Source organism: Streptomyces sp. NPDC054786, from assembly GCF_053611685.1.
In genome coordinates this window covers 44042-61706 of the sequence record NZ_JBSHAW010000024.1, presented here as the reverse complement: position 1 = coordinate 61706, position 17665 = coordinate 44042, and the positions used below count along the sequence as shown (strand labels likewise).

16 protein-coding genes are annotated in these 17665 nt (G+C 68.6%); 4 read left to right on the top strand and 12 right to left on the bottom strand.

What is annotated here, in order from left to right:
- Position 1: 1 nt before the first annotated feature.
- The 7 genes from ACWGI6_RS21035 to ACWGI6_RS21005 all read right to left on the bottom strand — a co-directional run bounded on the left by ACWGI6_RS21035 (position 2) and on the right by ACWGI6_RS21005 (position 7722).
- A complete protein-coding gene (locus tag ACWGI6_RS21035) occupies positions 2-1264 on the bottom strand; it encodes an acyl-CoA dehydrogenase family protein (protein ID WP_453268936.1) in 1263 nt (420 codons plus the stop codon).
- A complete protein-coding gene (locus tag ACWGI6_RS21030; protein WP_453268935.1) occupies positions 1251-2063 on the bottom strand; it encodes an enoyl-CoA hydratase-related protein in 813 nt (270 codons plus the stop codon). Before ACWGI6_RS21030 ends, ACWGI6_RS21035 begins: the two co-directional genes overlap by 14 nt.
- Complete coding sequence (locus ACWGI6_RS21025; RefSeq protein ID WP_453268934.1) at positions 2060-2878, bottom strand: SDR family oxidoreductase; 819 nt, start codon at positions 2876-2878, stop codon at positions 2060-2062. The genes ACWGI6_RS21030 and ACWGI6_RS21025 overlap by 4 nt, the downstream gene beginning before the upstream one ends.
- A 377-nt stretch (positions 2879-3255) precedes the next feature.
- Complete coding sequence (locus ACWGI6_RS21020; protein ID WP_453268933.1) at positions 3256-3948, bottom strand: TetR/AcrR family transcriptional regulator; 693 nt, start codon at positions 3946-3948, stop codon at positions 3256-3258.
- Positions 3949-4093: 145 nt separating this feature from the next.
- Complete coding sequence (locus ACWGI6_RS21015) at positions 4094-5620, bottom strand: AMP-binding protein (RefSeq protein ID WP_453268932.1); 1527 nt, start codon at positions 5618-5620, stop codon at positions 4094-4096.
- Positions 5621-5809: 189 nt separating this feature from the next.
- Positions 5810-6439 carry an HAD family hydrolase gene (locus ACWGI6_RS21010; RefSeq protein ID WP_453268931.1) on the bottom strand — a complete coding sequence of 210 codons (630 nt, stop codon included), beginning with the start codon at positions 6437-6439 and terminating at the stop codon, positions 5810-5812.
- Between the two features lie 83 nt (positions 6440-6522).
- A complete protein-coding gene (locus ACWGI6_RS21005; RefSeq protein WP_453268930.1) occupies positions 6523-7722 on the bottom strand; it encodes an acetyl-CoA C-acyltransferase in 1200 nt (399 codons plus the stop codon).
- A gap of 478 nt (positions 7723-8200) precedes the next feature.
- Here ACWGI6_RS21005 and ACWGI6_RS21000 point away from each other — a divergent pair, with 478 nt between their 5' ends.
- Both ACWGI6_RS21000 and ACWGI6_RS20995 read left to right on the top strand, forming a co-directional pair.
- Entirely contained in the window at positions 8201-9082 is an 882-nt protein-coding gene (locus ACWGI6_RS21000) for an alpha/beta fold hydrolase (protein ID WP_453268929.1), read from the top strand.
- Between the two features lie 4 nt (positions 9083-9086).
- Positions 9087-9908: an SCO6745 family protein gene (locus ACWGI6_RS20995; protein WP_453268928.1), complete on the top strand. Its 822-nt coding sequence runs from the start codon at positions 9087-9089 to the stop codon at positions 9906-9908.
- Positions 9909-10152: 244 nt separating this feature from the next.
- On the opposite strand, the gene ACWGI6_RS20990 is transcribed toward ACWGI6_RS20995, so the two are convergent.
- From ACWGI6_RS20990 to ACWGI6_RS20970, 5 genes are all read right to left on the bottom strand, one after another.
- Positions 10153-10950 carry a DeoR/GlpR family DNA-binding transcription regulator gene (locus ACWGI6_RS20990; protein ID WP_453268927.1) on the bottom strand — a complete coding sequence of 266 codons (798 nt, stop codon included), beginning with the start codon at positions 10948-10950 and terminating at the stop codon, positions 10153-10155.
- 35 nt (positions 10951-10985) lie between these two features.
- Entirely contained in the window at positions 10986-12035 is a 1050-nt protein-coding gene (locus tag ACWGI6_RS20985) for an NAD(P)-dependent alcohol dehydrogenase (protein ID WP_453268926.1), read from the bottom strand.
- A 92-nt stretch (positions 12036-12127) separates the two neighbouring features.
- Complete coding sequence (locus tag ACWGI6_RS20980; protein ID WP_453268925.1) at positions 12128-13039, bottom strand: carbohydrate ABC transporter permease; 912 nt, start codon at positions 13037-13039, stop codon at positions 12128-12130.
- A complete protein-coding gene (locus ACWGI6_RS20975) occupies positions 13036-14016 on the bottom strand; it encodes a carbohydrate ABC transporter permease (RefSeq protein ID WP_453268924.1) in 981 nt (326 codons plus the stop codon). The genes ACWGI6_RS20980 and ACWGI6_RS20975 overlap by 4 nt, the downstream gene beginning before the upstream one ends.
- 86 nt (positions 14017-14102) lie before the next feature.
- Positions 14103-15410, bottom strand: a complete 1308-nt coding sequence (locus ACWGI6_RS20970) for an ABC transporter substrate-binding protein (RefSeq protein WP_453269013.1) — start codon at positions 15408-15410, stop codon at positions 14103-14105.
- A 620-nt stretch (positions 15411-16030) separates the two neighbouring features.
- Between ACWGI6_RS20970 and ACWGI6_RS20965 the strand changes: the two genes are divergently transcribed.
- Positions 16031-16321 (top strand): hypothetical protein, encoded by a 291-nt coding sequence (locus ACWGI6_RS20965; RefSeq protein ID WP_453268923.1) that lies wholly within the window; start codon positions 16031-16033, stop codon positions 16319-16321.
- Positions 16322-16409: 88 nt separating this feature from the next.
- Positions 16410-17525: an ABC transporter ATP-binding protein gene (locus tag ACWGI6_RS20960; RefSeq protein WP_453268922.1), complete on the top strand. Its 1116-nt coding sequence runs from the start codon at positions 16410-16412 to the stop codon at positions 17523-17525.
- Positions 17526-17665: the final 140 nt, after the last annotated feature.

Below are 17665 nucleotides of genomic sequence, written 5' to 3'. Positions count from 1 at the left end.
TTCACCGCTGCCCTGTGGTGTCGGCGATGCCCGTGCCGTTCGCCGCCGGGGTGGCCGCGTCGCGGTACTGCCGCAGTTCCTGTCTGGCGATGGCCCGCTTGTGGACCTCGTCGGGACCGTCCGCCAGCCGCAACGTCCGCAGATGCGCGTACATCATCGCCAACGGGAAGTCCTCGGTCACTCCGGCTGCCCCGTGCACCTGGATCGCGCGGTCGATGATCTTCAACGCGATGTTCGGGGCGGCCACCTTGATGGCCGCGATCTCGGTGCGCGCTTCCTTGTTCCCGACCGTGTCCATCAGGTACGCGGCCTTGAGCGTGAGCAGGCGGATCATCTCGATGTCGATACGCGCTTCCGCGATCCAGTCCTGGATGTTGGCCCGGTCGGCAACCGGACTGCCGAACGTCACCCGGGACTGCGCGCGTCGGCACATCAGCTCCAGCGCCCGCTCGGACGCACCGATCGCCCGCATGCAGTGGTGGATACGTCCGGGCCCGAGCCGGGCCTGGCTGATCGCGAAACCCTCACCCTCGCCCTTGAGTACGTCCGTGGCCGGCACCCGGACGTCGGCGAAATCGATCTCGGCGTGCCCCTCACGGTCCTGGTAACCGAACACCGGCAGCCCGCGCATCACCGTGATCCCGGGGGCGTCGATCGGGACGACCATCATCGACTGCTGCCGGTGCGGGGCAGCGAGGGGATCCGTCTTGCCCATGACGATGAGCACCTTGCAATTACGGTGCAGAGCATTGGACGCGAACCACTTACGCCCGTTGAGCACGTAAGTGTCACCGTCGCGCTCCATCCGCAACTCGATATTGGTGGCGTCGGAACTGGCGACACGCGGCTCGGTCATGGCGAAGGCCGAGGCCATCGTCCCGTCGAGCAGGGGCTTGAGGTACTTCTCCTTGTGCTCGTCGCTGCCGAACAGCGTGAGCACCTCCATGTTGCCGGTGTCGGGAGCGTTGCAGTTGCACGCCTCGGAGGCGAGGTGACTGCGGCCCATGATTTCCGCCAGCGGCGCGTACTCGAGATTCGTCAGCCCCGGGCCCCACTCCGGGTGCGGGTGGAAGAGGTTCCACAGTCCGCGCTGACGCGCCTCCGCCTTGAGTTCCTCGATGATCGGCGGCTGGAAGTGCGGGTCACCCGACGCGCGCATCTGCTCGTCGTAGACCGTCTCAGCGGGGTAGATGTGCGAATCCATGAACTCGAGCAGATCCGCCTGGTATTTCTTGGCGCGGTCCGACATCTCAAACAGGGACATCTGAACTCCTGACAGGTAGGGAAGGAAAACTCGGTGGGCGCTTGTCGAGGTGACTGGCCACGCCTTCGACGAAATCGGCCCCGCGGAAGGACTGGAGCATGGCGCCTTCCGCCCGGGTCACGGAATAGGCGTAGGTGCCGTCCGCGTCGCCCTGCAGCTGGCTCTTGATGGTGGCCATGGATGCCGGGGAGCAGCGCGTCGCCAGATCGGCGGCGTAGGCGACAGCGGCGTCGACCACACTGCCGGTGGGGACCAGATGGTCCAGGAGTCCGATACGGAGTGCCTCCTCGGCGTCCACCATGCGACTCGACAGCAACAGGTCCGTTGCCCGGCTGTGCCCCACCAGCCGGGGCAACAGCCAGGAGATCCCGTACTCGGCGATCAGCCCGCGCTGTGCGAACGCCGTGGTGAACCGCGCAGCGGGCGAGCCGAAGCGGATGTCGCAGTAGAGCGCCTCCACCATGCCCAGGCCCGCGGCCACCCCGCCCACCGCACCGATCAGCGGTTTGCGCAGGGCCAGCGGCACATCGCGTGGCCGGCGCCGCGCCCTGTCCGCCTCGGACACCTCGCCGACCGCCTGCAGCCGCTGGAGGTCGGCGCCGGCGCAGAATCCGCGTCCAGCGCCGGTGACCACGACCGCGCGTACGCCCGGGTCGTCTTCGGCGGCGTCGAGCAGTGTGAAGTAGCGGTCTTCGAGTTCGTCGGTCCAGGCGTTCAGCTTGGCGGGCCGGTTGAACGTGAGCACCAGCACGGGCCCCCGGTGTTCGGCGAGGACGAGCTCGCCCGGCGCGCCGGTCATGCCTGCGCCAACAGGGAGCTCTGATACCGGCGCATCCCGCGCAGCCACCGGTCGTAGTCCGCGCCCTTCTGCCGGTACATCTCCAGAACGTCTTCGTGCGGCAGGATCAGGAAGCGCTCGTCCTCGATTGCGGCGAGCACGGCGTCGGCGACCTCGGCCGGCTCCAGGACGTCACCCGCGGACGTGACGGCCTGTGTGGCCGCTCTCCCCAGGGCGTCCCCGGAGTCCTTCCCAGAGGTCAGCATCCTGGTGTTCACCCCCATCGGGCACAGACAGCTGACATGGACCCCGCGATCGCCATAGGTGACACTCAGCCATTCGGCGAATCCGACGGCCGCGTGCTTGGTGACGGCGTACGTGGCGGAGCCGATCTGGGTGAGCAGCCCGGCCGCCGAGGCGGTGCTGACGAAGTAGCCCTCGCCGCGATCGAGCCACTGCGGCACGAGCAGTTGTGCCGCACGGATGTGGGCTCGCAGGTTCACGTCGATGGACAGGTCCCAGGCCTTCTCGCTCGCGTCGAGGCCGGTCGCTCCGCCGATGCCCGCGTTCGCGAAGTAGAGATCGACCGGACCGAACGCGCTGTCCGCCAGGTCGACCAGCCGTTGGATCTGGGCGGTGTCCGACACGTCCGCTTCGGCGCTGACGGTACTGCCCGGATGGTCGGCGTTGACTCTCTCCGACACCGCCCGCGCGGTGTCCGCGTCGAGGTCAGCGACGACGACCCGGGCGCCCTCGCGAACGAGCCGCGCGACCAGCGCGCCGCCGATGCCGCCACCGCCACCGGTGACGATGGCAACTCTTTGTGCAACGTTCACAGCGAACCCTCTCTGTGGCGGGGCGTGCGGTCCAGGGACACAGACCCGAGGACCGCGGACTCCCCCACCTGTATAGTTGAATCCGGCGTCAAGTTCAACTGTTGGGTAATGAGGCGCCCCGACGCAAAGCAAAAACGAGTCAACGCCTTCGCCAGACGCGAGAGATGGCCATTCGGCCGCGAGCGCCCGGCCCCGAGGCCGCTGACGGGCGCCATCGCGCACGCCAGAGACGGCACCGGCGGATCAGGGTGAATGAGTCAGGGATCGCGCGTGAAGGCTCGCGCAGGCCGGTCCCCGTCGCCGAGGCGAGCGTCAGGATCCAGGATCGCCGAACGGCCGTAGGCGGCAGGCTCCACCCCGGCCGGCGCTACTGCGGATCAGCGGTGGCCGGGGAATCGCAGGGCGTTCGCCCAGAGCCGGGTGACCGTGGACACGAGTTCCTCGAAGGCCACCGGCGTACCTTCTCCTTGCCTTTCGCCGAGCACGAAGGCGTTGTTGGCCATGACGCTGACCATGCCCGACAGCGCACGGGAGGCCATCATCGGATCGACCTCACCGTCTGCGACACCACGCGCCTGCAGGTCGGCGATGCCACGGGCGTTGCGGCGGATGAACGCATCCGCGCGCCGCCTTCGGAACTCACGGAACTCCGGCTCCACTTGTGCGACCTGCTCAAGCAGGCCCATCAGCTTCGCGTTCCGTTTGTAGGCCTCGAGATACGCGCGATTGCTCGCCTCGAGTACCGCATACGGATCATCGGTATCCTGCACCCGGCCCATGCCGGGGTGCATCATGTCCTCCTGCGCCTCCAGGAGGACGGCGGCAAGCACCTCTTCCTTGTTGGCGAAGTAGGTGTAGAAAGAACCCGTCGCGCAGCGAGCCTCTTTGGCGATGTCGGCCAGGCGGGCGTCAAGGTAGCCGTCCCGCTCGAACACCGTCCGCGCGGCCTTCACCAAAGCGGCGCGTGTACGCGCTCCGCGCTGCGTCGTCGGCGGCTCGCGCAGTGGCGAGAAAGGCGCCACCGGCGGTGCCTTCTCGCTGTAATTCTCCTCGGGCGCAGTAATGTCCATCCCCAAAAGGTTACTTGAATCCGACGCCAGAGTCATAAATGCGCACGGTGCGCGCGGGGCTCGCTGACAACCGCACTCAGTTGTCCGGTGCGGCTGCGGCACTCCCGCTGTAGCCGGCCCTTCGCCGCGGCGTACTCACCGGAATTCAGTACCGGCGGGCGGGTACGTCGCCGAGTGCGGGATCGCGGGTCAGCTCCGTACGGTCGATGGAACGCTTGAGGATCTTCCCGCTCGGGCCCTTGGGCAGCGCGTCGACGAAGCGGATGATGCGCGGGACCTTGTAGGCGGACAGTCGCTCTCGTGCCCAGCTCGACACCTCAGCGGCACCCAGCGCCGCCCCTGGCCGAGCGGCGATGAGCGCGGCGACCTCCTCGCCGTAGTGGTCGTCGGGAACGCCGATCACGGCTGCCTCGATGATGTCCGGATGCTCGTAGAGAACCTCCTCGACCTCACCGGGGTAGACGTTGTAGCCGCCGCGGATGATCAGGTCCTTGATCCGGTCGACGATGCGCAGGTCGCCGTCCGTATCGGTTTCGCCCAGGTCGCCGGTCCGGAACCAGCCGTCGGACGAGATCGCCGCGGCGGTGTCCGCGGGACGGTTCCAGTAGCCGCTCATCACCGTGGGTCCCTTGATGTGAACCTCGCCGACAGTGCCGGGCGGGCACTCGTTACTGTCGATGTCACGCACCTGGACCTGCAGCCGCGGAACCGCCCGGCCCGTGTACCCGGTCTTGCCGCCGCGGTCGACGTCGTTGAAGGTGCCGAACGCGGTGGTCTCGGTGAGCCCATAGCCTTCGAGGATGGTGCAGCCGAACCGGGTCTCGAAGGCTCGGGCGATCTCCCCGGGCAGTGACGCTCCGCCGGAGACGGCGATACGGAGCCCGGCGAAGTCCGCCGGGTTCGCCTCATCTGACGCGTGCAGCATCGCGTTCCACATGGTCGGTACGCCGGCCATGATGGTGAGTTGGTCGCGGCGCAGCATCTCCAGCATCGACGCCGGGTCGAAGCGGGCCAGCAACGACATCGAGCCGCCCACGGTCAAGGTCGCCATCATGACCGACGCCTGGCCGAACACGTGGAACAGCGGGAGTCCGGTGCCGGTGCGGTCGGCGCTCGATCCGCGGCTGCACGCGGCGCCGATCTCCCCGGCGGACAACAGGTTCCCGACAGTGAGTTGGGCCCCCTTCGGCCGCCCTGTGGTGCCGGACGTGTACAGGATGGCTGCGGTCTCGTCGCGGTCGCGGTCGACGACGGAGGCGGGGGCGGCATCGGTGACCATCGCGCCGGGGGACAGCGTCCAGGAGGGCACCTTGAGCGTCGTGGCCGCCTCCGCGACAGCGGGACCGAGGGCGTGCCATGCGATCGCCAGCGAGCACCCGGCGTCGCCGAGGACGTACGCGACCTCAGCCCGGGTGGACATCGTGTTGACCGGCACCACGACACAGCCCGCGGCCTGGATCCCCAGGTAGGCCACCACGAACTCGGGCACCGACGGCGCTGCGAGCAGCACCCGGTCCCCGGGGGACAGGCCCGCGGCGGCCACAGCGCCCGCGTACCGTACGGCCGCGTCGTGCAGCTGCCGGTAGGTCCACTGATCCGCGCCGCCGCGCAGCGCGATGTTGTCGGGGGTGGCGGCCGCGTGGCGGCAGACCGGATCGAAAACACTGGCCATGGACGGTGCCTCCGGGGATGTGAGCAGGTGATGCGTGCGGGTGTCACCCTCGCCCGTCAGTAGAATTGAATCCGGCCTCGACTTCAAGTCGTTCGACGGCGAAAGTGTCCGGAGGTGCGTATCGCCCGGTCTGGCGGTGACGATCCAGGGCACGACCGTTCTCCCGCGGCTGGTCAATCGGCCGATCGGTCAGGTGGTGATCCGGAAGCGTTCGGCGAGTTGGCGGCGGGTGTCGGCGGCGCCGGTGTGCAGCACGCCCCCGATTCCGATCCGCGCCGCTCCGTCGAGGTTCTGCTGCAGATCGTCGATCATGACTGCCTCCTCCGGAAGGATGCCGAGGCGTTCACAGGCGATCGCGTAAATCCGCCGGGAAGGCTTGCGGATCCCGACCTCGGCGGAGATGACGACCGCATCGGCCACGGCGGCGAGGTCGACGCCCTCGTAGGTTCCGGTTCCGAACGAATTGGAGACCAGCGCAACGGGATGGCCGGCGGCACGAAGATCGCCGAGCAGAGCGAGCATGTCCTGGTCGATCGACAGTCCCGCTTGCATCCGGGCCGTGAGCCCCTCAGCCGGGACGTCGGCGCCGTGCGCGCGGAGACGCTCGGCGAATCCTCGCTCGAAGGCTTCGGCGTCGATTCGGCCGCACTCGTGGTCGGCCAGCAGCGTGCGCGATGGCTGGTCCCGGCCGAGGAGGTCCAGCGGCAGGCGCGGGTTACCGCCGAGCGAGGCGCCGAATTCGGTGAACGCCCGCAACACACTGGAGGTGATGACGCCGCCGAAGTCCACGAGGACCGCGGTTCGGGCCTTTCCCACCACGTTCGACACAGTATCCACACCCTCTCGCGGCCGGCTTCCCACCGGCCCATTCCTGACGACAACCACGTTCCGCCGGCTCGCAGTTAGGCAACCTCGAACAGCCCGGCCGCGCCCATTCCGCCGCCGACGCACATCGAGATCACCACATACCTGACGCCGCGGCGCTTGCCCTCGATCAGCGCATGCCCCACCAAGCGGGCACCGGTCATTCCGTACGGATGGCCGACGGAGATTCCACCGCCATTGACGTTGAACCGCTCCGGGTCGATGTTCAATTCGTCGCGGCAGTACAGCGCCTGGGAAGCGAACGCCTCGTTGAGTTCCCAGAGACCGATGTCGTCGATGGTGAGGTCGTGCTGCTTCAGCAGTTTCGGAATGGCGACCACCGGACCGATCCCCATCTCGTCCGGCCCGCAACCGGCAACGGCCATACCCCGGTACACACCCAGCGGCTCCAGTCCGCGGCGCTCGGCTTCCTTCGCCTCCATCAACACCGACGCCGAAGCACCGTCCGACAACTGCGAGGAGTTGCCCGCCGTCACGCTGGAACGCGCGGTCACCTGACCGTCCGGCAGCACCGGCGCCAACCCGGCCAGGCCCTCGAAGGTGGTCGACGCGCGGTTGCCCTCGTCCCGGGTCAGGGTCACGGCCTCGTCCCGCGTCTCCCCCGACTGCTTGTCCAGGACCTTCTTGACGCTCTGGAACGCGACGATCTCCTGGTCGAACCGCCCGGCCTCTTGCGCCGCCGCGGTGCGCTGCTGTGACGCCAGCGCGAACTCGTCCTGGCGCTCCCGGCTCACGCCGTAGCGTTCGGCGACGATCTCCGCCGTCTGCAACATCGGCAGGTAGATGCTCGGCTTGTGCTCGACCAGCCAGGGATCCGCCGCGCGGTGGGTGTTCATGTGATCGTTCTGCACCAGCGAGATCGACTCGACGCCGCCGCCGACAGCGACCTGCATGCCGTCCGCGACGATCTGCTTGGCCGCCGTCGCGACGGCCATCAGGCCCGACGAGCACTGCCGGTCGATCGTCATCCCCGACACGGTGTCCGGAAGTCCGGCACGGAGAGTGGCCTGGCGCGCGACGTTGAAACCGGAGGCCCCCTGCTGCGCGGCGCAGCCGAAGATCACGTCCTCGACCTCACCTCCTTCGAGCCCGGCGCGCTGCACCGCGTGCGAGAGCGCATGGCCGGCAAGTTCCTGCGCCTGGGTGTCGTTGAACGCGCCGCGGTACGCCTTCCCGATCGGCGTCCGTGCCGTCGAAACGATGACTGCTTCCCTCATGTCGCCTCACTGCTTTCTGTCGGTCCGGGTCATCCGGGAGCTTCAGGGCTGGAATCGCGAGCTCCGTGAGCCGGGCTCGATGCCGGTAGGCAGTGCCGCACGCCAACTGGGGCGCTGCGAGCAGTCGTTGGCCGTCTCCTCCGTTTGCAATGAGAGGTGCCACGGCCCCTGAGGTGACCGGGGCCAGCCTCTCGACCGGTTATAGTTGAATTCGGCGTCAGGTTCAACCTGCCTCCCGGACGCTCGGAAGCGTAGGGTCACGTTGCGGCACCGAGGGTGACGGGAGCCCGCCCTTGAGGCTTTGCTCGTGGCGCGGCTCAGACAAGCGCCCCGCGGGCCGGAACCCGCTCGCCTGGCGCGGCGCCTGGCCAAAAAGGCGGCGCGCGGCTGCCGTTGCGAGAAGCCGCGCGCCTTCGACCTTGACAATCCACTTGCACGGCTGAAGGCTGACCAACCAGTCGGTATGAAGGGGTGGATCGTGACCGAGCTGAGCATCTCCACCGCCGCGGGCGTCTTCGACGCGATCGTGGCGGGCCCGCGCGAGGGCCGCCCGGTGCTGTTGTTGCACGGCTTCCCGCAGACGAGTCGGGTGTGGCAACGGCAGATCGCGGCGTTGGCCGCGCACGGCTACCGGGTGGTGGCGCCCGACCAGCGTGGCTACTCCCCCGGGGCCCGCCCCGAACGGCCCGAGGACTACCGCATCAGCGCCCTGGCCCACGATGTGGTCGCGATCACGGAGGAACTGGGCTGGGCGGCGTTCGACCTGGTGGGGCATGACTGGGGCGGCGCCGTGGCGTGGTGGACCGCCGATGCCCACCCGGGCCGCGTACGTACCCTGACCATCGTCTCAACCCCGCACCCCGGCGCTCTGGCCAGCACGCTGCGCACCGACCAGGACCAGCGCGAACGATCGCGCTACATGATCGACTGGCGTGAAACGCCCGCGACCGAAGAGCGCATGCTCGCAGGCGATGCCAAGGAGCTTCGCGCCGCTTACGCCGGGAAGATCCCGCAGGCCAGTGCCGAGGCCTACGTGCGGCAACTGTCCCAGCCGGGCGCTCTCACCGCCGCGCTGAACTGGTACCGGGCCGGCCGCCCCGACGGCGTGATCGGCGTCATCGACGTGCCCACGCTGTACGTCTGGAGCACGGAGGACAGCGCGTTCGGCCCGGCGGCGGCGCAGGAGACCGGCCAGTGGATCAACGGACCGTACCGGTTCGAAACCCTCCAGGGCGTCAGCCACTGGGTCCCCGAGGAGGCGCCCGAGACGCTGAACCGCCTGCTGCTCGAACATCTGCGAACGCACGGCGAGTACGGAACCACAGCGCATACCCCGCCCATGGACTCTCCGAAGAGGTGACCGCATGAAGACAGCGCGAGCAGCCTGGCGCCGACTCGAACCCGTTCACGCCATGATCTATTTCGCCCCCGAGGGAAGGCGACGGTACGCGGACCTCGGGCTGAGCGCTCGCGCCGGGTACTTCGCCTCCCGGAGCGCCGCATTCGGTCGAGCATCCTCTGAGCTGGTCATCTCGACCTTCTACAACTTCAACCCTGATCTCGTGCGGAAGGCGATCGACGGGGCCTGGGACACGGCGACGCCGCAGCAGGTGCTGGACGCGCGGCACGCCGCCGCGAGCGAGGCCCTGCAACGGGCCGGGGTCCATGAACTCCCCGCTTTGGACGAGGTCCTGGCGCTGACCCGCAGGGCCGCCGAGGCGGCCCGCGAACACGCGCAGGGCCGCCCGCTGTTCGCCGCGCATGCCGCGCTGCCCTGGCCGGAGGAACCGGTACTGCGACTGTGGCACGCCCAGACGCTGCTCCGGGAGTTCCGTGGTGACGGCCATGTCGCGTGTTTGCTGAGCGAGGGCATCGGGGGCTTGGAGTCCCTGATTCTGCATGCCGCCACCGGTGAGGTCCCCGTCGACTTCCTCAAGGCAAGCCGCGCCTGGCCCGAGGAGGAGTGGGTCGACACCGAGGAACGCCTGCGCACCCGAGGTCTCCTCGACGGCGACTCCTTGAGCGCGGAAGGCGTACGCCTGCGCCGGCACATCGAGGACCGCACCGACCGCTTGGCCCTTCCCGCCTACGCAGCCCTGGGTGACGCGGACTGCGAACGTCTCGCCGAACTCGCGAGCCCCTTCGGTCGCGCCGTCGTCGACGCCGTCCTCCTCAAGCTCGACTGACCCTCGCACCCCTCCGCTTCGTCGGCGAGACCTGGGAACGCTCGGCCGCCCGACACAGCGGCCCTCCATCCTCGACGACGCAGCGGGCCGGACGCAGCCGTCAGGTCTCGGTCAGAGGTGCATTACGGTGAGGCACGAGGGCCTTTCCGGTCGCCGGTGCAGATGTCGCAATCCACACCAGGCCAGAAGGCCCTCACCCAGTGCCCCTGAGGGCGGCTTCGATGACCTGACGGCAGCACTCAGGTCATGTCGTGGGGTCAACGACCTCGACCGGTACCCCGAGGTCGCGGATGGCCGCGATCTCGCTTTCGGGAGTGGCGGAGTCCGTGATGACCGTCTCGTAGGCGCTGATCGCTCCGAACGCGTGGGTGGCGGTCTTGCCGAATTTGGAGTGGTCGGCGAGCAGCAGGGCGCGGTCGGAACAGGCGATCATGGACTCCTTGACGTCCGCGTATTCCCGCAAGGGGTGGTAGAGCCGCCCTTCGAGAATGGCGGTGGCGGACATCAGGGCGATGTTGGCCTGGATCCGGGACAGTGCGCGGGCGACCTCGGGTCCGGTGCACGAGTTGAACTCGCCGCGGTACTGGCCGCCCAGGAGAGTGACCGTCATGTCCGGTGCGGTGCCAAGGAGTTGGGCGATACCGACCGAGTTGGTGACCACCGTGAGCTGCTCGATGCCCACGAGGTGGGCAGCCAGCGGGTACAGCGTGGTGGAGTCGTCCATCACCACCGTGCTGCCGGGCTGGATCCACGCTGCCGCGGTCGCACAGATGGCTTTCTTGGCCGACAGGTTTTCGCCCTCACGGAAGCGGGTGGCGGTCTCCATGGTCAGGGCGGGGAAAGCGACGGCCCGGCCGCGCTTCTTGCGGAGCAGATGACGGCCGGCCAGGTCGTCGAGGTCGCGGTGCATCGTCATCAGACTGACCTGGAAGCGGTCCGCCAGTTCGTCGATACGGCTCTCGCCGTGCTCGACGACGTAGCGCAGGATGCTCTGGCGTCGCTGATCGACGGTGGCCTGCGACGACCGTGCCTTGTTGGGCACGTATGTCTCCCTTCCCGGCCCTGCCGACAGGGCGGTCAGTTCTCCTGCGGACGCACGACGGACTTGATCGCGGTCCGGTCGAGGGCACCCGCGGTGAGTGCTCGTTCGGTGTCCTCCAGCCGGTGACGGTGGGTTACCAGCCGGTCGAGTGCAACCTCGCCGGAGGCAGCCAGTGAGACCGCCGTCGGCCAGGTGTTGGCGTAGCGGAATGTGCCGGTGACCTCGATCTCGAAGTTTTGCACATGTGCCAAGGGGAGCGGGATCGTGTCGCCGCCCATGCCGATCAGGACGGCCTGCCCGGCGCGGCCCACCGCGCGTATCGCCTCGTCCGCGGCTGCCGGGGCTCCGGAGCACTCCAGAAGTACGTCGGGCTCGAATCCGGTCTCGGCGATCCGGGTGGTGCGGGCGTCCACGGTGTGCGAGGCGCCCAGCTCGCGGGCCAGGTCGAGGCGGTGCGGCGCGATGTCTGTGACCATCACCTCGGCGGCGCCGAAGGCGCGGGCGGTCTGGGCGGCAATCAGGCCGATGGGCCCGGCACCGGTGACCAGCACCCGCGACCCCGGGGAGACGCGGGCCTTGCGGCAGGCCGATACGCCGACGGACAAGGGCTCCAGCAGAGCGGCGGCATCCGCGCTCAGGCTGTCGGGGACGGGGTGCGCGAAGTCCTCGTCCACGGCCACGTATTCGCACAGGGCGCCGTCGACGGGCGGCGTGGCGTAGAAGGAAACCTCGGGACAGAGGTTGTAGCGGCCCGTCCGGCACTGGGCGCAGCGCGCGCACGGGATGCCGGGTTCGAGGGACACGCGTCCGCCGACGGGGTGAAAGCCGGCGCCCGGTCCGCGGGCGACGACCGTGCCGCTGGGCTCGTGGCCGAGCACCATGGGGGCGCGTACGACGAAGTCTCCTATCCGGCCGTGTTCGTAGTAGTGGACGTCGGAGCCGCAGATGCCGACCGCTTCGACGCGGACGAGTACCTGGCCGGGTCCCGGGACCGGTACCCGCCGCTCCTCGATGACGAGGTCCTTGGGCGCGCGGAGCACGGCGGCGCGCATGGTGGCGGGGATGTGCGAGGGCAGAGGATTCACGGTCGTCCTTCGTGCGGGGTCGGCAGGTCGGGGCCGGCGGGTGCGGGCCCGGTCATGCGCGCTGGATGGTCCGGGCCGGAGAGGTCGGCCGCTCACTTGACAGCGCCCAGGGACAGCCCCTGGACGAGCTTGTCCTGGGCCGCGAAGCCGGCGGCGAGCACGGGGAGGGAGATGAGGGTGGCTGCGGCGCAGACCTGGGCGAGGAACAGCCCTTCGCTGGTGACGAAGCCGGTCAGGAAGACGGGCGAGGTGGCCGCCGTCACGCCCGTGAGGACACGGGCGAACAGCATCTCGTTCCAGCTGAAGATGAAACAGATGAGCGCGGTCGCGGCGATGCCCGGAGCTGCTATCGGTGCCACGATGCGGCGCAGAGTGGTGAGCAGACCGGCGCCGTCGATCTGGGCGGCCTCCAGGATCGCGATCGGCACCTCGGCGAGGAAGGACCGCATCATCCACACGGCGATCGGCAGGTTCATGGACGTGTAGAGGATGACGAGCAGCCAGATGTTGTCCAGCAGCCCGATGTTCTTGGCGAACAGGTAAATGGGCAGCAGGCACGCCACCGTCGGCAGCATCTTGGTGGACAGGAAGAAGAACAGCACATCCCGCCACTTGTGTACCGGCTTGATGGCCAGGGCGTAGGCCGCCGGTACCGCCAGCAGGAGCACGAGAGCGGTGGAGCCGATACTGGCGGTCGCCGAGTTGATCAGCGCGGGCAGCGGGCTCTGGCCGGTGGTGCTGCCGAAGAATTCCCGGTAGCCGGACAGCGTCAGGTGGGCCGCGATCGACGGGGGATTGGTCGCGGCGTCCGTCTCGGAGTGGAAGGAGGTGAGCACCATCCACGCCACCGGGAGGAAGAAGAAGAGCCCGGTGACCCAGGCGGTCAGCCCCCAGACTTTGTGCCATCCCTTTCTCCGTCGGGCCGACGGGGGCTGTGGCAGGCGGTGGCGTGCGGTCCTGGTGGGCGACGGCGCGCTGCTACCGGTGTGGAGCTGGGTGGTCATCGTTGGATCTCCTCGCGGAACAGCGACGACACCACGCGCAGGGCGAAGGTCGCGATGATGATCGTGGCGACGAGGACGACCACGGCGTTGGCCGATGCCTGGCCGTACTCGTGCGCCTGATAGAAGGTCTCGTAGATCGAATACGGCAGGTTGGCGGAGCCGAGTCCACCGGACGTGATGGTGAAGACGGCGTCGAAGTTCTGCACGATGTAGATGGACCCGAGCAGCGTGCCCAGCTCCAGGTATCGGCGCAGATGGGGCAGGGTGAGGTGGCGGAAGATCTGCCAGGGGTTCGCGCCGTCGACCCGGGCGGCCTCGATGGCGTCGGCGGGCTGGCTCTGCAGGCCGGCCAGCAGGATCAGCATCATGAACGGCGTCCACTGCCAGATCAGGGATGTCTCCACCGCGGTCTTGGGCATGGTGGAGAGCCAGTCCGGCTGCGCCGGGTGGTGACTGCCGAAGAGCTGGCCGACCCAGGTAAGAAGCCCGTTGAGCAGGCCGTAGTTGGGGTTGTAGAGGGCGTCTTTCCACAGCAGTGCCGCGGCCACCGGCACGAGCAGGAACGGTGCGATGAACAGGGTCCGCACGATGCCGCGGCCGAGGAATGCCCGGTTGAGCAGCAGCGCGATGGCCAGGCCGAGCACCAGGGAGACGGCGACGATGGACACGGTCATGACGACGGTCGTGCCTACCGCGGCGCGCAACTCGCCGTCGGTGAACACCCGCGCGTAGTTGGACACCCCGGTGAAGTGACGGGACGTGGGGTCGAGGGAGTTCCAGCTGAACGAGGAGATCACCAGGGTCACGACGAAGGGCAGCTGCGTGACGACGACCAGGAAGATCATCGCGGGGAGCAGCGGAGCGCGCCGCGCCCAGGCGCCCGTTCTGGCCAGTCGGGTGCGCGGTTCGGGGCCGGGTGACCGGCTGCCCGCGGCCACCCGCGCGGTCGTGCTGGTGGCGCGGTTGATCAGGCTCATGTCTGTCTCTCATCCGGGGCTGAAGGGGTTCCGAGGGATGTCCGGCCCGGCCCGGCCCGGGCCGGGCCGGGCCGGACGCCCTTGGGTCAGCGGTATTTCCTGGCGACCTGTTCGGTGAGCTGCTGGCCCTTGTTGAGCGCAGCCGGAACCGTCGTATGACCGGCTATGGCCGAGCTGACGCCCTGTGAGACCTGGGTGCCCAGGCTGGTGAACTCCGGGATGCCGACGAATTGGATGCCGGCGGTCGGCCGGGGTTGCACACCCGGGTGGCGCGGGTCTGCCGTGCTGATGGCGTTCAACGTCGGTTCCGCGAAAGCGGAAGCGGATGTGCGGTAGTCCACGTTCGTGTATGTCGAGGCGCGCTTGCCGGCGGGGATGCGGGACCAGCCGAGCTTGTCCCCGGCCAGCTTCTCGTAGCCCTTGCTCGACGCCCAGGAGATGAACTTCCAGGCGTCGTCCTGGTGCTTGCTCGCCTTCTCGATGCTCCATGCCCAGGTGGCCAGCCAGCCCGAGCTATCGGTCTTCTCGACCGGCGCGGCAACGTATCCGACCTTTCCGGCCACCTTGGACTGCTTGGGGTCTTCCAGAGCGCCCGCGCCGGAGGTGGCGTCGTACCACATGGCGGTCTTGCCCTGGCTCATGTTGTTGAGGCACTCGGTGAAACCGGCCTGTGAAGCGCCGGCCTCGCCGTGCTTGCGCACCAGGTCGACGTAGAACTTCGTGGCCTTCTGGAATGGCTTCGAGTCCACCTGGGCCTGCCAGTCCTTGGTGAACCAGGTGCCGCCGAAGGTGTTGACGACCGTGGTCAGCGGTGCGAACAGCTCACCCCATCCCGGCTGCCCGCGCAGACAGATGCCGCGCATCCCCGGCTTGGCGCCGTCGGCCTTGGCGGCCAGGTCGGCCACCTGCTGCCAGGTCGGGTGGGCGGGCATGGTCAGGTGCTTGGCCGCGAAGACGTCCTTGCGGTACATGAGGAACGACGATTCGCCGTAGAAGGGCTCGGCGTAGAGCTTGCCGTCGGCCGCGGTGAGCGACTCGGCCATGGGCTTGAGGATGTCGCCCTGGTCGAACGCCTGGTCCTTTGCCACCTGGGAGTCGAGGGGGGTGAGCCAGCCGTTCTTGGCGTAGAAGGGCACCTCGTAGTTGGTGAGCGTTGCCACGTCGTACTGGCCGGCCTGGTTGGAGAACTCCTGGCCGGCCTTGTCGCGCAGGTCGTTCTCCGGGAGAACGGTGAAATTGACGTGTATGCCGGTCTGCCGGGTGAAGTTCTGCGCGGTGAGCTTCCGCAGGTCCTCCATCTGGGGGTTGTTCACCATCAGCACGCTGATCGAGCGACCACCGCCGCCGGCCGCGGTGCCGCCGGCGCCGGCACAACCGGTTGCCACCAGCGTCATGCCGGTGAGGACGGCAACCGCGCAGAACGGCTTTGACCTGAATCTGATCACTGCTCCTCCTTGAGAGGTGGGACTGAGTGACGCCTTGAGAGGTGGGACTGAGTGACGCGCGAGCCGCGGGGCCCTGCACGGTGGTGCGCTGATGTGGTCCCGGCACCCGGGGTGGAAGGTGCCGGGACCACTGCCTGACTGGGGCGGTGTGAACCCGCGGTGGACTCGTACGGATCCGCGCAGGCAGGGGTGGGGCGAGCGATCAGCAGACAAGAGGCCGGTGTGGATGACGCCGTACCCGTCACTGCTGGGGAGGGGATCCAGCGGCGCTCTCCGGACGGGGAAGGGAAGGCACCGCTGGACGTCGTTCCTCCAGGGCGCGGTCGGGAGCAGCGATTGCTGACCGAAGGGAGGCGCGCGCCTGGACGAGGTGGGGATGGCCGCATGCGCTCCGGGGGTGGCAGAACGCGAAGGGGCACTGAAGGCATTGTTACCAGAAGAGCTCGACATTGTTAACACTTCTTGCGAGAAATTGCCGCTAGATCTATCGTCATGCCATCGCCCGGAGTCCAGCAGCGCACCGACTCCGACGCGGACCTCGAGCCCTCGGTCACAGCCCCGGAGAACAGATGATCACTGTCGTCGGCGAGGCCCTGGTGGATCTGGTGCAAGCCGCCGGAGCGCCGTCCCCCCGCACCGGACATCCCGGCGGTTCCCCCGCCAACGTCGCCGTGTCTCTGGCCGGACTCGAAGCCCCCGGCACGCTGATCACCCAGCTGGGAAAGCCCGAGGACGCCTCCCGAATGCTTGACGCGGCGACTCGGGTCGCCGCGTTCACCTGTACGCGCCCCGGCGCCGATCCCCCCACGCTTCGGGAGCTGCGCGCCTTCCGGCCCCAAGGACAGCTCGCGACCCCCTGACCCGTACCGCGGGATGCGCCCGCACTGCCCGCACCACCTTCTACTCGGATCGTCCGGCACGTTCCTGCCGGTGAAGGGACCCACCACCATGGCCACTGTCACGTTCGACAAGGCGACCCGTAACTATCCCGGCTCCGACCGGGCGGCCGTCGACGCGCTGGAGCTCGACATCGCGGACGGCGAATTCCTCGTGCTCGTCGGCCCGTCCGGCTGCGGCAAGTCCACCTCCCTTCGGATGCTCGCCGGGCTCGAAGACGTCAACGACGGAGCGATCCGCATCGGGGGCCGCGAGGTGACCCAGCTGCCGCCGAAGGACCGGGACATCGCCATGGTGTTCCAGAACTACGCGCTGTACCCGCACATGACGGTGGCCGACAACATGGGCTTCGCGCTCAAGATCGCCGGGGTGAACAAGGCGGACATCCGCACGCGGGTCGAGGAGGCCGCGAAGATCCTCGACCTGACCGAGTACCTGGACCGCAAGCCGAAGGCGCTCTCCGGAGGCCAGCGCCAGCGTGTGGCCATGGGCCGTGCCATCGTCCGCGAACCCCAGGTCTTCCTCATGGACGAACCGCTGTCGAACCTCGACGCCAAGCTGCGGGTCCAGACGCGTACGCAGATTGCGAGCCTGCAGCGGCGGCTCGGGACGACCACGGTGTATGTCACGCACGATCAGGTCGAGGCGATGACGATGGGTGACCGGGTCGCCGTGCTCAAGGACGGTCTGCTCCAGCAGGTGGACTCACCGCGCAACCTGTACGACCGGCCCGCCAATCTCTTCGTGGCGGGATTCATCGGCTCCCCCGCCATGAACCTGGTCGAGGTGGCGATCACGGACGGCGGGGTGAAGTTCGGCAACAGCGTCGTGCCGGTCAACCGCGAGACACTTGCCGCCGCCGGCAACGCCGAGGGCACGGTGACCGTCGGGGTGCGCCCCGAGCACTTCGACATCGCGGACGGCGACGCCGCCCCGCTCGCCAAGAACGCACCGGCCGGTGTCGCGATCACCGTCAATGTGGTGGAGGAGCTCGGCGCGGACGGGTACGTCCACGGCACCGCTGACATGGGCGGTGAACACAAGGACATCGTGGTCCGCGTCGGCGGCCGCCGGATACCGCGCAAGGGCGACGTCCTGCACGTCGTCCCCCGCCCCGGCGAGACCCACGTCTTCTCCACCTCCACCGGCGAACGCCTCAGCGACTGACGCCATGCCCTCCGGCAGTCCGTTGCGAGCTCCCAGCGACCGGTTGCCGGTCCACCGGTGGACGGAGAAGCGCCGTACGGCGCCCGCGGGCCTGGGGCAGGGGACGGACATGCGGTCCTCGGCCGCGTGTCCGTCCCCTG